Below are 22524 nucleotides of genomic sequence, written 5' to 3'. Positions count from 1 at the left end.
AGGGGAGGTGAGTGATGAACAGTCCTGTATCCCGTCGCGGATTTCTCAAGGGCAGTGCCGTGCTTGGCGGTGGTCTCGTCGTGGCTTTCGTGGTTCCCGGCGGCAACCGGTTTGCCACGGCGGCGGAAAATGAAGGCAAGGCCTTTGCGCCGAACGCGTTCCTGAGGATTGCGCCGGACAACAGCGTCACGGTCCTGCTCGGCCATTCGGAAATGGGCCAGGGTATCTGGACCGGCCTGACCATGTTGATCGCCGAAGAACTGGACGCCGACTGGTCGAAGATCCGCGTCGAGCACTCGCCGGCCTCGGCTGCCGATTACGGCATGCCGGCGTTTGGCGGGATGCAGATTACCGGCGGGTCGACCTCGACCTGGATGGAGTTCGACCGCTACCGACTCGCGGGCGCTACGGCGCGGCAGATGTTGATCGAGGCAGCGGCCAAGCGTTTCAACGTGGCGCCGTCGACGATCCGCACCGAATCCGGCGTGGTGATTGCCGGCGACAACCGTGCCACCTACGGCGAACTGGCGGACGCCGCCGGGCAACTGCCGGTGCCGGATCCGAAGTCGATCACCTTCAAGGAAGCCAAGGACTGGAAAGTCATCGGCAAACCCACCAAACGCCTCGACACCCCGGAGAAAATCACTGGCCGCGCGAAGTTCGGCATGGACGTGCAGTTTGAGGGATTGATGACGGCGATGGTCGCGCGGGCGCCGGTGTTCGGCGCCACGGTGAAGTCTTTCGAAGGTGCGCAGGCACTGGCTGTTCCAGGCGTGCATAAAGTGGTGCAGGTGCCGACCGGCGTGGCGGTGATTGCCGATCATTACTGGGCGGCGAAACTGGGACGTGATGCGCTGAAGGTTGATTGGGATCTGGGGCCACACGCGGATCTCAGCAGCGAAAAACTGCTGGAGAGTTTTCGCAAACTCGCGGCCACACCGGGCATTTCCGCCAGTCATGCCGGCGATGCCAAGGGCGGCTTTGGCAAAGCAGCGAAGAAAATCGATGTCGAGTACAGCGTGCCTTATCTGGCTCATGCGCCGATGGAGCCGCTGAACTGCACGGTGAAAATCAGTGCCGACAAATGCGAGATCTGGACCGGCACCCAGTTCCAGACGCTGGATCAGATGGTCGCCGGCAAAATTACCGGGCTTAAACCGGAGCAGGTCGAGATCCACACTGAATTTCTCGGTGGCGGTTTCGGTCGCCGGGCCAACCCGACGTCGGACTTTGTCGCCGAAGCGGTGCAAGTGGCCAAGGCTGCCGCGATGCCGGTGAAAACCGTGTGGTCGCGTGAGGACGATATTCGCGGCGGTTATTACCGCTCGATGTTCCTGCATCAGGCGAAGATCGGCCTCGGCCCCGACGGCATGCCGCAGGCGTGGCAGCATGTGCTGGTCGGGCAGTCGATCATGGCCGGCACCATGCTCGAGAAAACCATGGTCAAGAACGGCGTCGATCAGACCTCGGTCGAGGGTGTGGCGGACAGTCCATACATTCAGGGCCTGGCAGATCATCAGGTCGATCTGCATTCGCCGACCACCGGGATCAACGTGCTGTGGCTGCGCTCGGTGGGCCACAGCCACACGGCGTTTGTCATGGAATCGCTGATCGATGAAATGGCCACGGCAGCAGGCAAGGACCCGGTGGAGTACCGGCGAGCGCTGCTCAAGGAGCATGCCCGACACCTTGGCGTGTTGAATCTGGCGGTGGAGAAGGCCAACTGGAAAGCGCCGCTGCCGGACGGCCATGCGCTGGGCGTGGCGGTGCACGAGTCATTCGGCAGTTATGTGGCGCAGGTGGCCGAGGTGTCGCAGGACAATCTGAAGATTCGCGTGCACCGCGTGGTCTGCGCGGTGGATTGCGGGATTGCGGTCAACCCGCAGAGCATCGCGGCGCAAATGGAGTCATGCATCACTTTCGGCCTGGGCATGGCGCTGCACAGCAAGCTGACGCTCAAGGACGGTCAGGTCGTGCAGTCCAACTATCACGACTATCAAGTGCTGCGGCTGAACGAGATGCCGGTGGTCGAGGTGCATATCGTGCCGAGCACGGACAAGCCCGGTGGCATCGGCGAGGCCGGTGTGCCGCCGACGGCACCGGCGGTGGCCAACGCGGTGTTCGCCCTGACCGGGCAGCGCCTGCGGGAACTGCCGCTGCAACTGTCGGGGGTGTGAGATGAAACGACATCTGTTGTTGGGCACGGTGATTCTGGTCGGTCTGGGCGGTTACGCATCGGATCTGTTCGCTGACGATCAGGAAGCCCTGAAGGCCTTTGGCACGGTACAGAAAGTGTTCCAGAGCCCGCGTTGCCAGAACTGCCACATCCCCGGCGATTCGCCGTTGCAGTTCGACTCCGGCACGCCCCATGCGATGAACGTGGTGCGCGGCATGGATGGCAAGGGCGCCGCCGGTTTGCCTTGCGCCACCTGTCACGCTGAAAGCAATCCGCCGGCCAGTTACGGCCCCCACGCGCCACCCGGTGCGCCTCACTGGAGCCTGCCGCCGGCGTCGCACAAGATGGCCTGGATCGGCCTGCCGCCGGATCGCCTGTGCGCGATGATCAAGGACCGGAGCAGCAACGGCGACCGGGACTTCGCCGCGCTGATCAAGCACGTCAGCGAGGACAAACTGGTGCTCTGGGGCTGGAATCCCGGAGCAGGGCGGGAACCGGTGCCGGTGCCCCACGACATCTTCGTGAGTCAGTTCAAGCTCTGGGCGGACGCTGGCGGGCCATGCCCGGTGGCGGGCGGATGAGCATTTGAGTCATCGCCGAATCGGTCTACGCTAAAGACCACTGATGGCTATGGAGTGTACTGATGCTGGTTCCAGGCAAACCCGCCAATGAGGCGGCTCGGGTTCAGGCGCTGTATGGATTGAACCTCCTCGATTCTGCTCCCGAAGAACGCTTTGACCGCCTGACCCGTTTGGCCAGGCGCTTGTTCAATGTGCCAATCGCGTTGGTTACGCTGGTAGACAAGGAGCGGCAATGGTTCAAGTCCTGCGTGGGGCTGGACACTACCGAAACGCCGCGCTCGGTTTCATTCTGCGGCCACGCGATTCTCAAGGATGAACTCATGCTGGTGCCTGACGCCCGAGAGGATGAGCGTTTTCACGACAACCCGTTGGTGACCGGTAATCCGAATATCCGCTTCTACGCCGGTTATCCGCTGACCGTGCCCAACGGCAACAAGATGGGCACCTTGTGCCTGATCGACACCCAACCCCGCGAACTCGATGACGAAGAGCGCGATTTGCTGCGCGATCTCGCCGGTATGGCCGAGCAGGAACTGATGGCTGTGCAGATGGCGAGCATGGACGAGTTGACGCTGCTGTCCAATCGCCGGGGTTTCAAGATGCTGGCCCAGCATGCTCTGGACGCTTGCGCGCGATTGGACAAACCGGCGACGTTGCTGTTTTTCGACCTCAACGACTTCAAGCAGATCAACGACCTATATGGGCATGCCGAGGGTGACAGCGCGCTCAAAACCTTCGCCGATGTGTTGCGCATTGCCTTTCGCGAGAGCGACGTGGTGGGGCGCCTCGGAGGCGATGAGTTCGTGGCGTTGCTGACCGGTTCCAGCCATATCGAAACCAAGGCGATCATGGCGCGGCTCACGGAAATCCTTGAGGAGCGCAATGCCACGTTGCACCGGGGTTATGCGATTCGCTTCAGTGTCGGGCAGATCGAGTACGACCCACGGCGGCATGACACCGTGGATAAACTGCTGGCGGATGCGGATGGGGCGATGTATGCGCACAAGCAGGCCCTGAAGCGAATCTGACACTTATTTGGCGAACAACTGCCCGATGTCCTTGAACGCCTTGAACTCCAGGGCGTTCCCGCACGGGTCGAACAAAAACATCGTCGCCTGTTCCCCCACCTGACCCTGAAAACGAATCCCCGGCTCAATCACAAACCGCGTACCCAACGATTTCAGGCGCTCGGCCAGTGCGTGCCATTCCTCCATCCCAAGCACCACGCCAAAGTGCGGCACCGGCACGTCGTGTCCGTCCACGGCGTTGGTGTGAGCCGCTTCCTGCGAGGCATTTTTCGGCGCCAGGTGAATCACCAGTTGATGGCCGAAGAAATTGAAGTCGACCCAGTGATCGCTGGAGCGACCCTCTTCGAGACCGAACACGTCACGGTAAAAATGCCGGGCGGCGGCGAGGTCGTACACCGGAATGGCCAGATGGAAAGGGCTGAGTGACATAGGCGCGGTCTCAATCAACGGTAAGGGGTGAGCTGAGTCTAGCGCTGTGCATTTCGATTGAAAGACGATAGTTTTTGCGCCGAGCTCAAATTATTTCGATCAATCGAGGTATCCATGCTGCGTGAACTGAAAACTTTTCTGGCGGTGGCGCAGCACGGCACGTTTGCCGCGGCGGGCCTGCATGTCGGCCTGACGCAATCGGCGGTCAGCGCGCAGATCCGCAATCTGGAACAGGCCTTGGGCGTAAAACTGTTCGATCGCACCGGGCGGCAGGCGATTCTCAATCCGGCAGGGCAGCGCGCGGTGCCGATGGCGCAGGAAATGCTCGCCACCTTCAGTCGCATGGCAATCAGCGAAGACGCCAGCGAATTTCGCGGCGAGCTGAGAATCGGCGCCGTGGCCACCGCACAGACCGGGCTGTTGCCTCAGGCCCTGCTGCGTTTGCGCCAGCAGGCTCCGGGCGTGGAGCCAAAACTGGTGCCGGGTGTGTCGTTGAACCTGTTGAGCCAGGTGGATGCCGGGGAGGTCGATCTGGCGATCATGATCAAACCACCGTTCGAACTGCCCAAGGAGCTTTCGGCGCAGGTGATCCGGCGCGAGCCGTTTGTGCTGATCGTCCCGCCTGACGTCGAGGGAGACGATCCGCTGAAACTGCTGGTCGAGCATCCTCACGTGCGCTATGACCGCAATTCGTTTGGCGGACGGCTGGTGACGCGGTTTCTGCGTGAGCAGCGAATAGACGTCCACGTAGCGCTGGAGCTGGATGAGCTGGAAGCGATCGTGAAGATGGTCGAGTGCGGGCTCGGGGTTTCGTTGCTGCCAAGAGCAGGATTGTGGCTGGAGCAGCCGTTGAATGTGAGGGTGATCGAGTTGGGTGATCTGACGTTTTATCGGGAGATGGTAATGTTGCAGCGCTACAGCCAGCGCAGCCAGCCGATTCAGCAGTTGTTCGCCCGTTGCCTGGAATTGCAGACATGAAAAAGCCCGCCAATAGGCGGGCTTTTTATCGGCAGCGCGAAGATTACTCTTCGATGTTGCCCATGGCGGTGGTGTTGAAGCCGCCGTCCACGTAGGTGATTTCACCGCTGATGCCGGACGCCAGGTCCGAGCACAGGAACGCGCCGACGTTGCCGACTTCTTCGATGGTGACGTTGCGACGCAGCGGGGTTTGCGCTTCGTTGGCGGCCAGCATCTTGCGGAAGCTCTTGATGCCGGAAGCGGCCAGGGTGCGGATCGGGCCGGCCGATACGCAGTTGACGCGAGTGCCTTCCGGGCCCAGGGAGCCGGCCAGGTAACGCACGCCGGCTTCCAGCGAAGCCTTGGCCATGCCCATCACGTTGTAGTTCGGCATGGTGCGCTCGGCACCCAGGTAGGACAGGGTCAGCAGGCTGCCGTTGCGGCCCTTCATCATTTCGCGACCGGCCTTGGCCAGGGCGACGAAGCTGTAGGCACTGATGTCGTGGGAGATACGGTAGCCTTCACGGGTGGTGACTTCGGTGAAGTCGCCGTCCAATTGGTCGCCCGGTGCGAAGCCGACGGAGTGCACGATGCAGTCCAGGCCGTCCCACTTCTTGCTCAGTTCTTCGAAGACCTTGGCGATTTCTTCATCGCTGGCCACGTCGCACGGGAAGCACAGCTCAGGGCTCGAGCCCCAGCCTTGTGCGAATTCTTCGACACGACCTTTCAGTTTGTCGTTCTGATAAGTGAAGGCAAGCTCAGCGCCCTCGCGATGCATGGCGGCAGCGATGCCGGATGCGATGGACAGCTTGCTGGCGACACCGACGATCAGTACGCGCTTACCGGCGAGAAAACCCATGTGTTGCTCCTCTTTCAGGTTATTGCGCAGTGGCTGGTGCCAGAAAAGCGGCTTCCAGCAACTGCTGTGTATACGGATGTTGGGGGGCGGCAAAGATACTTTGCGCGTCTCCCTGTTCGACCACTTGGCCATGCTTGACCACCATCAGCTGGTGGCTCAGCGCTTTCACAACAGCCAGATCATGGCTGATGAACAAATACGTCAGGTTGTACTTGGCTTGCAGTGAACGCAACAGCTCCACCACTTGCCGCTGCACCGTCCGGTCGAGCGCCGAAGTCGGCTCGTCCAGCAGGATCAGCGCCGGCTTGAGCACCAGGGCCCGGGCAATGGCGATACGCTGCCGCTGCCCACCGGAAAATTCGTGGGGGTAGCGGTGCCGGGATTCCGGATCCAGACCTACCTCCTTCAATGCCGCAATAATCGCCGCTTCCTGCTCGGCGGCGGTGCCCATCTTGTGGATCCGCAAGCCTTCGCCAACGATGTCATTCACACACATCCGCGGGCTCAGGCTGCCAAACGGGTCCTGAAACACCACCTGCATCTCCCGACGCAGCGGCCGGACTTCGCTTTGCGTCAGGCAGTCTAGCTGCTTGCCTTCAAAACGGATTGCACCTTTGCTACCGATGAGCCGCAAAATCGCCAGACCCAGGGTGGATTTGCCGGAACCGCTTTCTCCCACGATCCCCAGAGTCTGACCCTGAGGCAGGCTGAAATTGATGCCGTCCACTGCCTTGACGTGATCCACCGTGCGCTTGAGCAGGCCTTTCTTGATCGGAAACCAGACTTTCAAGTCCTCGACTTCAAGCAGCGGCGCCCCGATATTGTTGCTTGCCGGGCCTCCGCTGGGCTCCGCCGCCAGCAGCTCCCGAGTGTACGGATGCTGCGGAGAACGGAACAGCTCTGCGCACGATGCCTGTTCGACGATGCAACCGCGCTGCATGACACATACACGATGCGCAATTCTTCGCACCAGGTTCAAATCGTGACTGATCAGTAGCAACGCCATGCCCAATCGAGCCTGCAATTCCTTGAGCAGGTCGAGGATTTTCAGCTGAACGGTCACGTCCAGTGCAGTGGTCGGTTCGTCGGCGATCAGCAGTTCCGGCTCGTTGGCCAGGGCCATTGCGATCATCACCCGCTGGCGCTGGCCGCCGGACAACTCGTGGGGCAGGGCCTTGAGGCGCTTGTGCGGCTCGGGGATGCCGACCATCTCCAGCAGTTCCAGGGTGCGTTTGGTCGCAACCTTGCCGGTCAGGCCTTTGTGGATGCCCAGCACTTCGTTGATCTGCTTTTCGATGGAGTGCAGCGGATTGAGCGAGGTCATCGGCTCCTGAAAGATCATCGCGATCCGGTTGCCACGGATGTGGCGGATAGTCTTTTCGCTCAGTTTCAGCAGGTTCTGCCCGGAATAGGTGATGCTGCCGGCCGGATGCCGCGCCAGCGGGTAGGGCAGCAGGCGCAGGATCGAGTGCGCCGTCACCGACTTGCCCGAGCCGGACTCGCCGACCAAGGCCAGGGTTTCGCCACGCTTGATGTCGAAGCTGATGCCTTCGACCACCCGGTGTGCGCGATCGCCCGTGCCGAATTCGACGGCGAGGTCGCGGATTTCGATCAGATTGTCCTGATTCATTTCACTTCCTCGGGTCGAAGGCATCGCGAGCGGACTCGCCGATAAACACCAGCAGACTCAACATCAGCGCCAGCACCGCAAACGCGCTCATGCCCAGCCACGGTGCCTGCAGGTTGGATTTGCCCTGGGCCACCAGCTCACCCAGCGACGGGCTGCCGGCCGGCAAACCGAAGCCGAGGAAATCCAGTGCGGTGAGGGTGCCGATGGCGCCGGTCAGGATGAATGGCATGAAGGTCATGGTCGAGACCATGGCGTTGGGCAGGATGTGGCGGAACATGATCGCGCCGTTCTGCATCCCTAGCGCCCGGGCCGCGCGCACGTATTCGAGGTTGCGCCCGCGCAGGAACTCGGCGCGCACTACGTCCACCAGGCTCATCCACGAGAACAGCAGCATGATTCCCAGCAGCCACCAGAAATTCGGCTGGACGAAACTGGCGAGAATGATCAGCAGGTACAGCACCGGCAAACCCGACCAGATCTCCAGGAAGCGCTGGCCGGCCAGATCGACCCAGCCGCCGTAGAAACCCTGCAAGGCCCCGGCGATCACACCGATGATCGAGCTGAGCACTGTCAGCGTCAGGGCGAACAGCACGGAGATACGGAAGCCGTAGATCACCCGTGCCAATACATCGCGGCCCTGATCGTCAGTGCCCAGCAGGTTGTCCGCCGACGGCGGAGCAGGGGCCGGGACTTTCAGGTCGTAGTTGATGCTCTGGTAGCTGAACGGAATCGGCGCCCACAGCACCCACGCGTCCTTGGCCTTGAGCAGTTCGCGGATGTACGGGCTCTTGTAGTTGGCCTCCAGCGGGAATTCGCCGCCGAAGGTGGTTTCCGGGTAACGCTTGATCGCCGGGAAGTACCAGTTGTTGTCGTAGTGCACCACCAGCGGCTTATCGTTGGCGATCAGTTCTGCGCCGAGGCTCAGGCCGAACAGGATCAAAAACAACCACAGCGACCACCAGCCACGCTTGTTGGCCTTGAACAGTTCGAAGCGCCGGCGGTTGAGAGGGGACAGGTTCATCTCAATGCTCCCGGCTGGCAAAGTCGATGCGCGGATCGACCAAGGTGTAGGTGAGGTCGCCGATCAGTTTCACCACCAGCCCCAGCAGGGTGAAGATGAACAGTGTGCCGAACACCACCGGGTAATCGCGGTTGATCGCCGCTTCGAAACTCATCAGACCGAGGCCGTCGAGGGAGAAGATCACTTCCACCAGTAGGGAACCGGTGAAGAAGATGCCGATGAACGCCGACGGGAACCCGGCGATCACCAGCAGCATCGCGTTGCGAAACACATGGCCGTAGAGCACGCGATTGCGGGTCAGGCCTTTGGCCTTGGCGGTAACCACGTACTGTTTGTTGATTTCGTCGAGGAAGCTGTTTTTGGTCAGCAGAGTCATGGTCGCGAAGTTGCCGATCACCAGTGCCGTCACCGGCAGCGCCAGGTGCCAGAAGTAATCGAGAATCTTGCCGCCCAGGCTCAGTTCATCGAAGTTGTTCGACGTCAGGCCGCGTAAGGGAAACCAGTCCAGATAACTGCCGCCGGCAAACACCACGATCAGCAGAATCGCAAAGAGGAACGCCGGGATCGCATAACCGACGATGATCGCCGAACTGGTCCAGACGTCGAAATGGCTGCCGTGCCGCGTGGCCTTGGCGATCCCCAGCGGGATCGACACCAGGTACATGATCAGCGTGCTCCACAGCCCCAGCGAGATCGATACCGGCATCTTCTCCTTGATCAGGTCGATGACCTTGGCGTCGCGGAAGAAGCTGTCGCCGAAATCCAGCCGGGCATAGTTCTTGACCATGATCCACAGCCGTTCCGGCGCCGACTTGTCGAAACCGTACATGTGCTCGATTTCCTTGATCAACGCAGGGTCCAGACCTTGCGCGCCGCGATAGGCGGAACCGGCCACCGACACTTCGGCACCGCCGCCAGCGATACGGCTGGTGGCGCCTTCGAAGCCTTCGAGCTTGGCGATCATCTGCTCCACCGGACCGCCGGGCGCGGCCTGGATGATCACGAAATTGATCAGCAGAATGCCGAACAGGGTCGGGATGATCAGCAACAGTCGCCGAAAAATATACGCCAGCATCTGATTACTCCGTGCCCACAGGGTCGGCTTGCAGTTGGGTTTGCACTTCTACCGCAGGTTTCGTGTCGGGCTTGACCCACCAGGTATTAATGCCGATGTCGTACTTGGGGGAGACTTTCGGATGGCCGATGTGGTTCCAGTACGCCACGCGCCAGCTCTTGATGTGCCAGTTGGGGATCACGTAGTAACCCCATTGCAGCACGCGGTCCAGCGCCCGGGCGTGGGCCACCAGGCTTTTGCGCGAGTCAGCGTTGATCAGGCTTTCGACCAGATGATCGACGATCGGGTCTTTCAGGCCCATCGAGTTGCGGCTGCTTGGCTTGTCAGCGGCGGCGCTCATCCAGAATTCGCGCTGCTCGTTACCGGGCGAGTTGGACTGCGGAAAGCTGCCGACGATCATGTCGAAGTCCCGCGAGCGCACACGGTTGACATATTGCGAGACGTCGACGCGGCGGATCACCAGATCGATACCCAGGTCGGCGAGGTTGCGCTTGAACGGCAGCAGCACCCGCTCGAATTCGGTCTGGGCCAGCAGGAACTCGATGACCACCGGTTTGCCGGTGGTGTCGACCATTTTGTCGTCGACGATCTTCCAGCCGGCCTCCTGCAGCAATTGATAAGCCTCGCGTTGCTGCAGGCGAATCATGCCGCTGGCATCGGTTTTCGGGTTCTCGAAGGCTTCGCTGAACACCTGCGCCGGGAGCTGGCGGCGGAACGGGTCGAGGATCGCCAGTTGATCGGCGTCCGGCAGGCCGGTGGCGGCCATTTCCGAGTTCTCGAAGTAGCTGCGGGTGCGCACGTAGGCGCCGTTGAACAGTTGCTTGTTGGTCCATTCGAAGTCGAGCAGCAGACCCAATGCCTGACGCACGCGAACGTCCTGAAACACCGGGCGGCGCAGGTTGAAGACGAAGCCCTGCATGCCGGTCGGGTTGCCGTTGGGGATCAGTTCCTTGACCAGTCGGCCTTCGGTGACGGCCGGAATGTTGTAGGCGTTGGCCCAGTTCTTCGCGGTCATTTCCAGCCAGTAGTCGAACTGCCCGGCCTTCAGCGCTTCCAGGGCGACGGTGTTGTCGCGGAAGTAGTCGGTGGTCATCACGTCGAAATTGTAGAAGCCGCGATTGACCGGCAGGTCCTTGCCCCAATAATCCTTGACCCGCTCGTATCGTACCGAGCGTCCGGCCTTCACTTCGGCAACCTTGTACGGGCCGCTGCCCAGCGGGATTTCCAGATTGCCCTTGTTGAAATCGCGACTGGCCCACCAGTGTTTCGGCAGTACCGGTAACTGTCCGAGGATCAGCGGCAGCTCGCGATTGTTGTTGTGCTTGAACTTGAACAGCACCGTGAGCGGGTTTTCGGCGACGGCTTCTTCGACGTCGCTGTAGTAGCCGCGAAACATCGGCGAGCCTTCCTTGGTCAGAGTCTCGAAGCTGAACACCACGTCTTCGGCGCGCACCGGGTGGCCGTCATGGAAACGTGCTTCGGGGCGCAGGTAGAAGCGCACCCAGCTGTTGTCCGGGGCCTTTTCGATCTTGCTGGCGATCAGGCCGTATTCGGTGAACGGCTCGTCGAGGCTGTGCTTGGTCAGAGTGTCGTAGATTTGCCCGACATCGTCCGCCGGCACGCCTTTGCTGATGAACGGGTTGAGGCTGTCGAAGCCACCAAAACCGGCCTGACGGAAGACCCCGCCTTTGGGCGCGTCAGCGTTCACGTAGTCGAAGTGCTTGAAGTCGGCGGGGTATTTCGGCGGCTCGTTGTACAGCGTCACGGCGTGTTGCGGGGCGGCGCAGGCCAGCCCGGCGAACAACAGGCCGCAAGCCTGCACGAGCAGGGTGCGAACGGCGTTCATTGACCTTTCTCCGAAGATTTCAGCCACCACGCGCTCAGGCCCAGGGTGTAGGGCGGCGTGCTGACGAAGGCGAACCGGTTGCGGTACGCCAGACGGTGGTAATTGAGGTACCAGTTGGGAATGCTGTAGTGCTGCCAGAGCAGCACGCGGTCCAGCGCCTTGCCGGCGGCAACCTGCTCGTCACGGGTGCGGGCGGCGAGCAACTGCTCAAGCAGATGATCGACCACCGGGTTGGCGATGCCCGCGTAATTCTTGCTGCCCTTGACCCCTACCTGGCTGGAGTGGAAGTACTGCCACTGCTCCAATCCCGGGCTGAGGGTCTGGTTGAGGGTCATGAGGATCATGTCGAAATCGAACTGATCCAGACGCTGTTTGTACTGGGCGCGGTCCACCGTGCGCAGCTGCGCGTCGATGCCGATGCTGTTGAGGTTCTCGATGTAGGGCTGGAGGATCCGCTCAAGGTTCGGATTGACCAGCAGCAGTTCAAAACTCAGCGGTTGGCCGGCAGCGTTCTGCAAGCGCTGGTCATTGAGCTTCCAGCCAGCCTCGGCCAGCAGCGCCAGGGCCTTGCGCATGGTTTCCCGGGGGATGCCGCGCCCGTCGGTCTGTGGCAGCGTGAACGGCTCGGTGAACAGTCGGGCGGGCAGTTGATCCTTGTACGGTTTGAGCATCAGCCATTCATGACCGACCGGCAGACCGCTGGCGCTGAATTCGCTGTTGGGGTAGTAGCTGGTGGTGCGTTTGTAGGCGTCGCTGAACAGCGCGCGGTTGGTCCACTCGAAGTCGAACATCAGGCCCAAGGCTTCGCGGGTCTTGACGTCCGAGAAGGTGGCTCGCCGGGTGTTCATGAACAGACCCTGGCTCTGGGTCGGGATCTGGTGCGGGATTTGTGCCTTGATTACGTCGCCGCGACGGATCGCCGGGAAGTTGTAGCCGTTGGCCCAGTTCTTCGCCTGATGCTCGATGTAGATATCGAACTCGCCGGCCTTGAACGCTTCGAAGGCCACGTCGCTATCGCGGTAGAACTCGACTTCCATGCGATCGAAGTTGTACTTGCCGCGATTGACCGGCAAGTCCTTGCCCCAGTAATCCTTGACCCGCTCGAACACCAGTTGCCGCCCCGGCGTCACCGAGGTGATGCGGTACGGCCCGCTGCCCAGCGGCGGTTCGAACGTGGTGGCCTTGAAGTCGCGACCCTTCCAGTAATGCTGGGGCAGCACCGGCAATTCGCCCAGACGCAGGATCAGCAGCGGATTGCCCGAACGTTTCATCACGAAACGGATGCGTTGCGGGTTGAGGATGTCGACCCGCAACACTTCCTGCAGGGCGGTGCGATACAGCGGATGACCTTCCTTGAGCAACAGGCGATAGGAGAAGGCCACGTCGTACGCGGTGATCGGTGTGCCGTCGTGAAAACGCGCTTCCGGTCGCAGATTGAACACCACCCAGCTGCGGTCTTCGCTGTACTCCACCGATTGAGCGATCAGTCCATAACTGGAGGCCGGTTCATCGCCGGACGGCGAGTACTGCCCGGTGCCGATCATCAACGGCTCGTTCAGCTCATTGATGCCGTATTGCAGGAAATTCGGGGTGGTAACCGGGCTGGTGCCCTTGAAGGTGTACGGGTTGAGCGTATCGAAGGTGCCAAACGCCATCACCCGCAACGTACCGCCCTTGGGCGCTTGCGGGTTGACCCAGTCGAAGTGGGTAAATCTGGCCGGGTACTTGAGCGTGCCGAACTGCGCATAACCGTGACTTTCGGTGATCGTCGCGCTAGCAGGGGAGCTCAAGGCCAGGCTGATCAGGAGCAGGAGGAGGGGACGCTTCAAGTCAGATCCGATCCAGGCGGCTTGGGCTTTGTGGGCCGTACAGTAACAGCTTGTATGGACAGGAAAAAGACAAGGGCTTAATGCGCGGTTAATTGCGGGAGTCGCCGGCATCGACAGCAAAAAATGACAGGCAAAAAAAAGCCCCTGAAATTCAGGGGCTCTTTGTCAGTGCGGCTGGTAAACCGTGAGCATTTGCCCAGGCTTGAGCGCCTTGCCGGCGCCCGGGTTCCAGCGCTTGAGATGTTGCATCTCGACGTTGAAACGCTTGGCCACTACGTACAGCGTGTCGCCTTGCTTGACCTTGTATTGGGTCTGTTTCTGGTTGTCGGTCTTGCTGCTGGTCTTGCTGTTGGCCGCCAGCACCGTGTTGATGCGCCCGCCGCCGGTATTGCGGGCCGGCGTGCGCTTGGTGGTGTCCTGCATGACCAGGGTCTGGCCGACCTTGAGGTTCTTGCCGGTCAGCTTGTTCCAGCGTTGCAGGTCCTTGACGTCGACCTTGTTGGCCTTGGCGATGGAGCCAAGGTTGTCACCGCGTTTGACTCGATAGGCACGCTTGAGCTTCGCGACTTCGGTCGGGTCGGCGCCTTCGAAGACCGGTTTCAGCGAACGAGGGCTGATCAGTTCTTCAGGACGCATGGTCTGCAGGCTGGCGGTCAGCAGCTGCGCTTTCGAGGTCGGCACCAGCAGGTGCTGCGGGCCGTCGATGGTGGTGCGCTGCTTGAACGCAGGGTTGAGCTGGAACAGCTCGTCTTCGTCGATGTTGGCTACCGCTGCGACTTTGGACAGGTCCATGCGCTGGTTGATTTCGACGACCTGGAAATACGGTTCGTTGGCGATCGGGTTGAGGTTGACGCCGTAGGCTTCCGGCGACAGCACCACTTGCGACAGTGCCAGCAATTTCGGCACATACGCCTGGGTTTCTGCTGGCAGCGGCAGGTTCCAGTAGTCGGTCGGCAGGCCGAGCTTTTCGTTGCGTTCGATGGCGCGGCTGACCGTGCCTTCGCCGGCGTTGTAGGCCGCAAGGGCCAGCAGCCAGTCGCCGTTGAACATGTCGTGCAGACGGGTCAGGTAGTCCATCGCTGCCGTGGTCGAGGCGGTGATGTCGCGACGGCCGTCGTAGAAACGGGTCTGACGCAGGTTGTAGTAACGCCCGGTGGAAGGGATGAACTGCCAGAGACCCACGGCGTCGGCCCGGGAATAGGCCATCGGGTTGTAGGCACTTTCAATCACTGGCAGCAGGGCCAGCTCCAGCGGCATGTTGCGTTCTTCGAGGCGCTCGACGATGTAATGAATGTAGAGGCTGCCACGTTCGCCGGCGTTCTCGAGAAACGAAGGGTTACTGGCGAACCACAGGCGCTGTTGCTCGATGCGCGGGTTCACGCCCAGGCCGTCCTGGAGCTGGAAACCACCGCGCATGCGTTCCCAGATGTCCTGGGGCACCTGCGGGCTGGGCTTCTCGGACAACCAGATGGGCTTCTGCTTGGCTCGCGCAGCAATGTTCGGCGTATGGGTCGCTTCAGTTTGCGGAGCATGGCTGGAACAGCCCGCCAGTGTGGCGGACACAGCCACCGCGATGGCTTGCGCCAGGCGGGTCAATGCGTCTGAATTGACGGACTTACGTATGGATGACGACATTGGCTGGAAGTAAGTTCCGGGCAAAAATGTCGGGGGATTCTAGAAAGCGGGCCCCCTGCGGTCAACCATTCAGAGTTTCTGTACCAAGTGGTGAACGGCTTAGAACTTATCTTTCCAAGCCCGCAGAGCCGCAAAAACCTCACTCGGCGCCCGGTTTTGAGCGCCATTCCGTTCGTCCACTTTTTGTGTAACTAATATTTCACCGGTGCGCAAAAACGGGTTTGTGAGCTTTTCCAGGGCGATGGTCGAGGGCAGGGTCATGACCCCGTTCTGCCGTTGCTGGGTGACTTTTTCCAGACGGGCGGCAACGTTCGGGTTGCCCGGTTCCACGGCGGCGGCGAATTTCAGGTTGCTCAGGGTGTATTCGTGGGTGCAGTAGACCAGCGTGTCTTCCGGCAGCGACGCCAGACGACCGAGCGAGTGGTGCATCTGCTCCGGTGTGCCCTCGAACAGCCGGCCGCAACCGGCGGCGAACAGAGTGTCGCCGCAGAACAGCAGGCCGTGGTGATAATAGGCAATGTGCCCCAGGGTATGGCCGGGAACGGCGTAGACATCGAAGTCCCAGCCAAGCACGCGAACCTTGTCGTTGTCCTTGAGCGCGACGTCCCGCCCCGGAATGCTTTCGCTGGCCGGACCGTAGACAGTCGCGCCCGTAGCCTTTTTAAGCGTCTCGACACCGCCGACATGATCATGGTGATGATGAGTGATCAGAATATCGCCCAGCACCCAGCCCGGATGCGCGGCGAGCCACGCCTGCACGGGGGCGGCATCTCCCGGATCGACCACGGCGCAACGCTGGGTGGCATGATCCTGTAACAACCAGATGTAGTTGTCGGTGAAGGCGGGCAGGGCACTGATCTGTATCATCTTCGGATTCGCCAAGCGGGTAACATTGGCGCATCTTAGAGGTTCCTGGCGTGTTGGAGAATGCAATGATCGATAAAGCGTTCGCTCAGGCCGATCCTGACTGGCTGGCCCTGATCGGGGCGGCCCGTGAATGGCTGTCCGGTCCCCTCGGGCAATTTTTGCTGGACGAAGAGCGGCGCATGCTCGAAGACGAGCTCGGCCGGTTCTTCGGCGGCTATCTGGTGCATTACGGGCCGTCCGCCGAAACACCGCCGTCGGCGCCGCAGGTGCAGCGCAACGTGCGGCTCGGTGCGCCATTGCCCGGCGTCGAGATCGTCTGCGAAGAGCAGGCCTGGCCGTTGAGCGAGCACGCCGCCGACGTGGTGGTGCTGCAGCACGGTCTGGATTTCTGCCTGTCGCCCCACGGTCTGCTGCGTGAAGCGGCCAGCAGTGTGCGCCCCGGCGGGCATCTGCTGATCGTCGGCATCAACCCCTGGAGCACCTGGGGTCTGCGTCATTTGTTCGCTCATGACGCCTTGCATCAGGCGCGCTGCATCTCGCCGTCGCGGGTCGCCGACTGGCTCAACCTGCTGGGCTTCGCGCTGGAGAAACGCCGCTTCGGGTGCTATCGTCCACCGCTCGCGTCACCCAAGTGGCAGGCCCGTCTGGCCGGCTGGGAACGCAAGGCCGGTGACTGGCAACTGGCGGGCGGCGGCTTCTATCTGTTGGTCGCGCGCAAGATCGTGGTCGGCCTGCGCCCGGTGCGCCAGGAGCGCCGCGAACCGATGGGCAAGCTGATTCCGCTGCCAATGGCCAAGGTCAATCGGCGTCGTATCGAACCGTAAACCTTCTTTTATTGTGGCCGGGTCTGTCCCGGCCCGGGCCGTTGTCGATCCGTGATCGGCGAGGCCACGCATTTTTCTGGATTGATTGGCATGAGCGAAAGCGTCGATAGCGTAGAACTGTTCACTGACGGCGCCTGCAAGGGCAACCCCGGCCCGGGCGGCTGGGGCGCCTTGCTGGTGTGCAAGGGCGTCGAAAAGGAACTGTGGGGCGGCGAGGCCAACACCACCAACAACCGTATGGAGCTGCTCGGCGCGATCCGCGGCCTGGAAGCCCTCAAGCGTCCTTGCGAAGTGCTGCTGGTGACCGACTCGCAATACGTGATGAAAGGCATCAACGAGTGGATGGCCAACTGGAAGAAACGCGGCTGGAAAACCGCTGCCAAAGAGCCAGTAAAAAATGCCGACCTATGGAAAGAGCTGGACGAGCAGGTCAATCGCCACAAGGTCACCTGGAAATGGGTCCGCGGCCACATCGGCCATCACGGCAACGAACGCGCCGACCAGTTGGCCAACCGTGGTGTGGATGAAGTGCGCGGTTACAAGCAGGACTGATCAGAGCATCAGAATGGCCGTGGCCAATTGCTGATCGGTGACGGACAGCTCTGGCAACAGGCTGCGAATCCGTTTGAATGCCGCTTCCATTTGGGCACCACGAATGTCTCCGTCGCTGGCAACGAAGGCCGCCGCATCGTCCTTGGCGGCCTGCACGATCTTGTCGTCCTTGAACGACCCGCTGGTGCCTTTACTGGAGCTGAGCGTCAGGCTCAGGGTGATGTCAGTGCTGATGACGAAACTGGTGGCGTGCGCTTCAGTCATCAGCAAGCAGCCGCCGAGCAATAAAATGTGTGCAATCTTCATGAAGTGTTCGAGTCCGTGAGAAACAGGCCGCGCACGCTAGCAAGCCGGTTTGCCCCAGACTTTATGAACATTGCTAATGATTGTTAAAAACTGCATGAGCGCCGATCACCCGGCGGTGCGCGACGTGCGCCACCAGCGTGTTAACATCGCCGCTTTTGCACGATTGACCCGTTGAGAGCTGAACACTGATGGCCACCAGATCCGTTGTACTCGATACCGAAACCACCGGCATGCCGGTGACCGATGGTCACCGGATCATTGAAATCGGTTGCGTCGAGCTGATCGGTCGGCGCCTGACGGGGCGGCACTTTCACGTCTACCTGCAACCGGACCGTGAAAGTGACGAAGGCGCGATCGGCGTCCACGGCATCACCAACGAATTCCTGGTCGGCAAACCGCGCTTCGCCGAAGTGGCCGATGAGTTCTTCGAGTTCATCAACGGCGCGCAACTGATCATCCATAACGCGGCGTTCGACGTTGGCTTCATCAACAACGAATTCGCCCTGATGGGCCAGCAGGATCGCGCGGACATCACGCAGCACTGCACGATCCTCGACACCTTGATGATGGCCCGGGAACGCCACCCGGGTCAGCGCAACAGCCTTGATGCCTTGTGCAAGCGCTACGGCGTCGACAACTCCGGCCGTGAGCTGCACGGCGCATTGCTCGACTCGGAGATTCTCGCCGATGTCTACCTGACCATGACCGGTGGCCAGACCAGCCTCTCGCTGGCCGGCAATGCCTCCGACGGTAACGGCACGGGCGAGGGCGCGGACAACTCTGCCACTGAAATCCGTCGTCTTCCGGCAGATCGCAAGCCGGGGCGGATCATTCGCGCCACCGAAGCCGAGCTGGCCGAGCATCAGGTACGACTGGAGATCATCGCCAAATCCGCTGGCGCTCCGGCGCTATGGACTCAGTTGCTGGAGGCCGAATCCCAGGCTTGAAGATAAAAGGATCGTCCGAAGGAGCTGGCCACGTCCGGACGATCCTTTGTTTTTGGCAGTACTGACAACTGGCCACCCTCGCCACATCCGCTCCGACCCTCTACCCTGAGGACATTGGCAGATCACTCTCCGCCACCTCAGGGCACTGAGCACCATGTACAAAGATCTGAAGTTCCCGGTGTTGATCGTCCACCGCGACATCAAGGCCGACACGGTTGCCGGCGAACGCATTCGCGGCATTGCCCGTGAACTTGAGCAGGAAGGTTTCAGCATCGTTTCGGCCACGGACTACACCGAGGGCCGGTTGGTGGCGTCGACCCACCATGGTCTGGCGTGCATGTTGATTGCCGCCGAAGACGCGAGCACCAATTCCCATTTGTTGCAGAACATGGCCGAACTGATCGGTCTGGCCCGGGTGCGGGCGCCGGATCTGCCGATCTTCGCGCTGGGTGAGCAGGTCACTCTGGAAAACGCCCCGGCCGATGCCATGGCCGAACTGAATCAGTTGCGTGGCATCCTTTACCTGTTCGAAGACACCGTACCGTTTCTGGCCCGGCAGGTTGCACGGGCGGCGCGCAAGTATCTGGATGGATTGCTGCCGCCGTTCTTCAAGGCTTTGGTGCAACACACCGCCGATTCCAACTATTCCTGGCACACCCCCGGTCATGGCGGTGGCGTGGCGTATCACAAGAGCCCGGTAGGACAGGCGTTTCACCAGTTCTTTGGGGAAAACACGCTGCGTTCGGATTTGTCGGTGTCGGTGCCGGAGCTGGGTTCGCTGCTCGATCACACCGGCCCGTTGGCCGAGGCAGAAGCAAGGGCTGCGCGCAATTTCGGCGCCGATCACACCTTTTTCGTGATCAATGGCACCTCGACCGCCAACAAGATCGTCTGGCATTCCATGGTCGGGCGCGATGATCTGGTGCTGGTGGATCGCAACTGCCACAAGTCGGTGTTGCACGCGATCATCATGACCGGTGCGATTCCGCTGTACCTGTGCCCGGAGCGTAACGAGTTGGGAATCATCGGCCCGATTCCGCTGAGCGAATTCAGCCGCGAATCGATCCAGGCCAAGATCGATGCGAGCCCGCTGACCAAGGGCCGGGAGCCGAAAGTCAAACTGGCCGTAGTCACCAACTCCACCTACGACGGCCTCTGTTACAACGCCGAACTGATCAAGCAGAGTCTGGGCAATAGCGTCGAAGTCCTGCATTTCGACGAGGCCTGGTATGCCTACGCGGCGTTCCACGAATTTTTTGCTGGACGCTACGGCATGGCCACCTCGCGCAGTGACGACAGCCCGCTGGTGTTCACTACCCATTCCACGCACAAATTGCTGGCAGCGTTCAGCCAGGCTTCGATGATTCATGTGCAGGACGGCGGCGCGCGGCAACTGGACCGCGACCGGTTCAACGAAGCGTTCATGATGCATATCTCGACGTCGCCGCAGTACAGCATCATCGCTTCGCTGGATGTGGCCTCGGCCATGATGGAAGGCCCGGCCGGACGTTCGCTGTTGCAGGAAACCTTCGATGAAGCCCTGAGCTTTCGTCGGGCGCTGGCCAATCTGCGACAACACATCGACGCCAATGACTGGTGGTTCTCGATCTGGCAGCCGCCGGGTGTCGAGGGCATCGATCGGGTGCAGACTGAAGACTGGCTGCTGAAGCCCGAGGCAGACTGGCACGGCTTCGGCGAGGTCAGCGACGACTACGTGCTGCTCGATCCGATCAAGGTCACCCTGGTGATGCCGGGTCTGACCGCTGGCGGCGCGCTGAGCGACAAGGGCATTCCGGCGGCGGTGGTCAGTCGTTTTCTCTGGGAGCGCGGGCTGGTGGTGGAGAAAACCGGGCTGTATTCGTTCCTGGTGCTGTTCTCGATGGGCATCACCAAGGGCAAGTGGAGCACGCTGTTGACCGAACTGCTGGAGTTCAAGCGCAGCTACGATGCCAATGTCAGCCTCGACACCTGTCTGAAATGTGTCGCCCAAGAAGCTCCGGCGCGCTATCGCGGCATGGGCCTGCGCGATCTGTGCGATCAGCTTCACGCCTGTTACCGCAGCAACGCCACCGCCAAACACCTCAAACGCATGTACACCGTGCTGCCGGAAATCGCCATGAAACCCGCCCATGCCTACGATCAACTGGTGCGCGGCGAAGTCGAGGCGGTGCCGATCGATGAACTGGACGGCCGTGTCGCGGCGGTGATGCTGGTGCCGTATCCACCGGGGATTCCGTTGATCATGCCCGGTGAACGTTTTACCGAATCCACCCGGTCGATCATCGATTACCTGAAGTTTGCCCGCACGTTCGATGCGAGTTTTCCGGGTTTCGTGGTCGATGTGCACGGACTGCAACACGAAGATGAGGGCAATGGACGGTACTACACCGTCGATTGCGTCAAGGAATGAGGGCGTTTCCCAGTATGCAACCGGTCATGAATCCAAAATACCCAGGGCTGTCGGTGCGCGTTGCCGACGACGGCTTTGCTGCCTATATCTGGGGCAGCGATTTCAGTTTTGAGGTCGCCGCCTATGGTGCGGCCGAAATTGGCAAACCCGTCGCGCAGTGGGGCGTGACGCCGATTGTGCCGTACCGCAAGTGCTACGGCATCGATCCCGAGGAATTCAGCAGTTTTCGCGATGCCGCCGACAGTGCGATTTTCATGGCGTATCTGGAAGATCAGCCGGTGGGGCATCTGGTGATCAGCACCAACTGGAACAGTTTTGCTCATATCGATGAACTGGCGGTGCATGCGCCGGCCCGGCGACATGGTGCCGCCAAGGCATTGCTGGACGTGGCGCAGTTCTGGAGCCGCAAGAAAAAACTGCCAGGGATCATGCTTGAAACCCAGAACAACAACCTCGGTGCCTGTCGCCTGTATGAGCGTTGCGGCTATGTGATCGGTGGTATCGACCATTTGCGTTATCGCGGGATCGACCCGAACACCGCCGAAGTGGCGTTGTTCTGGTATCGAATATTCGATAATCCGCTGGAAAACCTGGTCAGTTCGCCAGCATCGCCTCGGCTTGTTCCGTGACGATACCCAGCAATGTCTGGACTGCCGATGTCGGCGGCGTGTGCTTGAAAGTCAGTGCATAGAGGCTGATTGGCACCGCCGGTGACAGCGGGCAAGTGTCGATTCCACTGGTCCGGGCACCCAGCGCGGTGAACGGGTCGACAATGGCCAGGCCTTCACCGGCCTCGACCATGCTGCGCATCATCTGGTGGGTCTGCACCCGGGTCTGGATGCTTGGCGCCGGGCGCAAGGCCTGAAGCTTGTGCTCCAGCGCCGGGCTCAACGGGTCCTGGCCTTCGAGGCCGACCATCGCCTGTCCGGCCAGGTCCTGCAGTGAAATGTACTTTTGCTTCGGTTGCAGCCAGCCGTGGGGCGCAAGCAATTGCAGCTTGCCTTGGGCCAGCGGCTGGCAATGGATATCCGGATGTTCGGGATCGTGCAGGCTGAGACCCAGATCGCTCTCGCGCAGCAACAGACTGCGAACGATGTGGCGGGTGGGTTCACTGAGCAGCGTGCAGGGCACGTCCGGCAAGCGTCGGCGCAATGCGGCGAGGCTTTGCGGCAACAGCTGCTGGGCCAGCGGCGGGGTGCCGATGATTCGAAGGGGTGGGGCGAGATATTGCTTGAGGCTGCTGGCCAGTCGTTGCACCGGTTCCAGCGCGTCATAGATGTGGGCGATTTCAACTTGCAACGCACGGGCTTCAGTCGTGGCCTGAAGCCGCCCGCGCACGCTGGCGAACAGCATGAACCCCAACTGACTCTCGGCTTCGCGCAGTCGCTCTTCGACATCGCCCGCCGGCAGTTGCAGCCATTCGGCGGCGGTGCCCACGTGACCCGTCTGTAAAAGCGCCTGAATCACCTCTATATGACGTAAACGCATGCGTGAAGTCCATGTCCGGCCGTTGGGGGCAGTGGCTGAATCCTACCCCAACTCGGCGCGGATG

General features: G+C 61.1%; 20 protein-coding genes. 9 read left to right on the top strand and 11 right to left on the bottom strand.

Annotated features, from left to right (window positions below; translation table 11 throughout):
* Positions 1 to 14 precede the first annotated feature (14 nt).
* The 3 genes from CAF87_RS22300 (at position 15) to CAF87_RS22290 (ending at position 3785) form a co-directional block, all read left to right on the top strand.
* On the top strand, positions 15 to 2177 hold the full coding sequence (locus CAF87_RS22300; protein ID WP_085733083.1) for a xanthine dehydrogenase family protein molybdopterin-binding subunit: 2163 nt from the start codon (positions 15 to 17) through the stop codon (positions 2175 to 2177).
* A 1-nt stretch (position 2178) separates the two neighbouring features.
* Entirely contained in the window at positions 2179 to 2757 is a 579-nt protein-coding gene (locus CAF87_RS22295) for a hypothetical protein (RefSeq protein ID WP_085733082.1), read from the top strand.
* A gap of 62 nt (positions 2758 to 2819) precedes the next feature.
* The gene (locus CAF87_RS22290; RefSeq protein ID WP_085733081.1) at positions 2820 to 3785 is read left to right on the top strand and encodes a sensor domain-containing diguanylate cyclase; all 966 of its coding nucleotides are present in this window, start codon (positions 2820 to 2822) and stop codon (positions 3783 to 3785) included.
* Between the two features lie 3 nt (positions 3786 to 3788).
* On the opposite strand, the gene CAF87_RS22285 is transcribed toward CAF87_RS22290, so the two are convergent.
* Positions 3789 to 4214, bottom strand: a complete 426-nt coding sequence (locus CAF87_RS22285; RefSeq protein ID WP_085733080.1) for a VOC family protein — start codon at positions 4212 to 4214, stop codon at positions 3789 to 3791.
* Between the two features lie 114 nt (positions 4215 to 4328).
* Here CAF87_RS22285 and CAF87_RS22280 point away from each other — a divergent pair, with 114 nt between their 5' ends.
* Positions 4329 to 5192: a LysR family transcriptional regulator gene (locus CAF87_RS22280; protein WP_085733079.1), complete on the top strand. Its 864-nt coding sequence runs from the start codon at positions 4329 to 4331 to the stop codon at positions 5190 to 5192.
* A 43-nt stretch (positions 5193 to 5235) separates the two neighbouring features.
* Here the strand turns inward: CAF87_RS22280 and fabI are convergent, their stop codons facing one another.
* The 8 genes from fabI to gloB form a co-directional block, all read right to left on the bottom strand.
* Positions 5236 to 6030, bottom strand: coding sequence for an enoyl-ACP reductase FabI (gene fabI / locus CAF87_RS22275; RefSeq protein WP_085733078.1), 795 nt, complete (start codon positions 6028 to 6030; stop codon positions 5236 to 5238).
* A 19-nt stretch (positions 6031 to 6049) separates the two neighbouring features.
* Positions 6050 to 7660, bottom strand: coding sequence for an ABC transporter ATP-binding protein (locus tag CAF87_RS22270; RefSeq protein ID WP_085733077.1), 1611 nt, complete (start codon positions 7658 to 7660; stop codon positions 6050 to 6052).
* A 1-nt stretch (position 7661) separates the two neighbouring features.
* Positions 7662 to 8681, bottom strand: a complete 1020-nt coding sequence (locus tag CAF87_RS22265; protein ID WP_085698849.1) for an ABC transporter permease — start codon at positions 8679 to 8681, stop codon at positions 7662 to 7664.
* Position 8682: 1 nt separating this feature from the next.
* Positions 8683 to 9756: a microcin C ABC transporter permease YejB gene (locus CAF87_RS22260; protein ID WP_085733076.1), complete on the bottom strand. Its 1074-nt coding sequence runs from the start codon at positions 9754 to 9756 to the stop codon at positions 8683 to 8685.
* A gap of 4 nt (positions 9757 to 9760) precedes the next feature.
* A complete protein-coding gene (locus tag CAF87_RS22255) occupies positions 9761 to 11602 on the bottom strand; it encodes an extracellular solute-binding protein (protein ID WP_085733075.1) in 1842 nt (613 codons plus the stop codon).
* Positions 11599 to 13431, bottom strand: coding sequence for an extracellular solute-binding protein (locus CAF87_RS22250; protein WP_085733074.1), 1833 nt, complete (start codon positions 13429 to 13431; stop codon positions 11599 to 11601). The genes CAF87_RS22255 and CAF87_RS22250 overlap by 4 nt, the downstream gene beginning before the upstream one ends.
* A gap of 165 nt (positions 13432 to 13596) precedes the next feature.
* The gene (locus CAF87_RS22245; protein WP_085733073.1) at positions 13597 to 15066 is read right to left on the bottom strand and encodes a LysM peptidoglycan-binding domain-containing protein; all 1470 of its coding nucleotides are present in this window, start codon (positions 15064 to 15066) and stop codon (positions 13597 to 13599) included.
* 99 nt (positions 15067 to 15165) lie between these two features.
* Positions 15166 to 15933: a hydroxyacylglutathione hydrolase gene (gene gloB / locus CAF87_RS22240; protein ID WP_085733260.1), complete on the bottom strand. Its 768-nt coding sequence runs from the start codon at positions 15931 to 15933 to the stop codon at positions 15166 to 15168.
* Positions 15934 to 15998: 65 nt separating this feature from the next.
* Here gloB and CAF87_RS22235 point away from each other — a divergent pair, with 65 nt between their 5' ends.
* Together CAF87_RS22235 and rnhA are read left to right on the top strand one after the other, a co-directional pair.
* Positions 15999 to 16757 (top strand): class I SAM-dependent methyltransferase, encoded by a 759-nt coding sequence (locus CAF87_RS22235; RefSeq protein WP_085733072.1) that lies wholly within the window; start codon positions 15999 to 16001, stop codon positions 16755 to 16757.
* A gap of 90 nt (positions 16758 to 16847) precedes the next feature.
* Positions 16848 to 17309: a ribonuclease HI gene (rnhA, locus tag CAF87_RS22230; protein WP_039770807.1), complete on the top strand. Its 462-nt coding sequence runs from the start codon at positions 16848 to 16850 to the stop codon at positions 17307 to 17309.
* Here the strand turns inward: rnhA and CAF87_RS22225 are convergent, their stop codons facing one another.
* The gene (locus CAF87_RS22225; RefSeq protein ID WP_085733071.1) at positions 17310 to 17615 is read right to left on the bottom strand and encodes a DUF2388 domain-containing protein; all 306 of its coding nucleotides are present in this window, start codon (positions 17613 to 17615) and stop codon (positions 17310 to 17312) included.
* A gap of 188 nt (positions 17616 to 17803) precedes the next feature.
* Here CAF87_RS22225 and dnaQ point away from each other — a divergent pair, with 188 nt between their 5' ends.
* The 3 genes from dnaQ (at position 17804) to CAF87_RS22210 (ending at position 21601) form a co-directional block, all read left to right on the top strand.
* Positions 17804 to 18562, top strand: coding sequence for a DNA polymerase III subunit epsilon (gene dnaQ, locus CAF87_RS22220; RefSeq protein WP_085733070.1), 759 nt, complete (start codon positions 17804 to 17806; stop codon positions 18560 to 18562).
* Between the two features lie 154 nt (positions 18563 to 18716).
* Positions 18717 to 20972 (top strand): Orn/Lys/Arg decarboxylase N-terminal domain-containing protein, encoded by a 2256-nt coding sequence (locus CAF87_RS22215; protein WP_085733069.1) that lies wholly within the window; start codon positions 18717 to 18719, stop codon positions 20970 to 20972.
* A gap of 14 nt (positions 20973 to 20986) precedes the next feature.
* Positions 20987 to 21601, top strand: a complete 615-nt coding sequence (locus CAF87_RS22210) for a GNAT family N-acetyltransferase (RefSeq protein ID WP_085733068.1) — start codon at positions 20987 to 20989, stop codon at positions 21599 to 21601.
* Here CAF87_RS22210 and CAF87_RS22205 read toward each other — a convergent pair.
* Positions 21567 to 22460 carry a LysR family transcriptional regulator gene (locus CAF87_RS22205; RefSeq protein ID WP_085733067.1) on the bottom strand — a complete coding sequence of 298 codons (894 nt, stop codon included), beginning with the start codon at positions 22458 to 22460 and terminating at the stop codon, positions 21567 to 21569. The two genes, CAF87_RS22210 and CAF87_RS22205, sit on opposite strands and share 35 nt — an antisense overlap.
* Between the last annotated feature and the right edge of the window lie 64 nt (positions 22461 to 22524).

Origin of the sequence: Pseudomonas sp. R38(2017) (assembly GCF_002112395.1) — a bacterium.
In the GTDB taxonomy this organism is placed as follows: Bacteria; Pseudomonadota; Gammaproteobacteria; order Pseudomonadales; family Pseudomonadaceae; genus Aquipseudomonas.
This window is presented reverse-complemented; position numbering and strand designations above follow the sequence as displayed.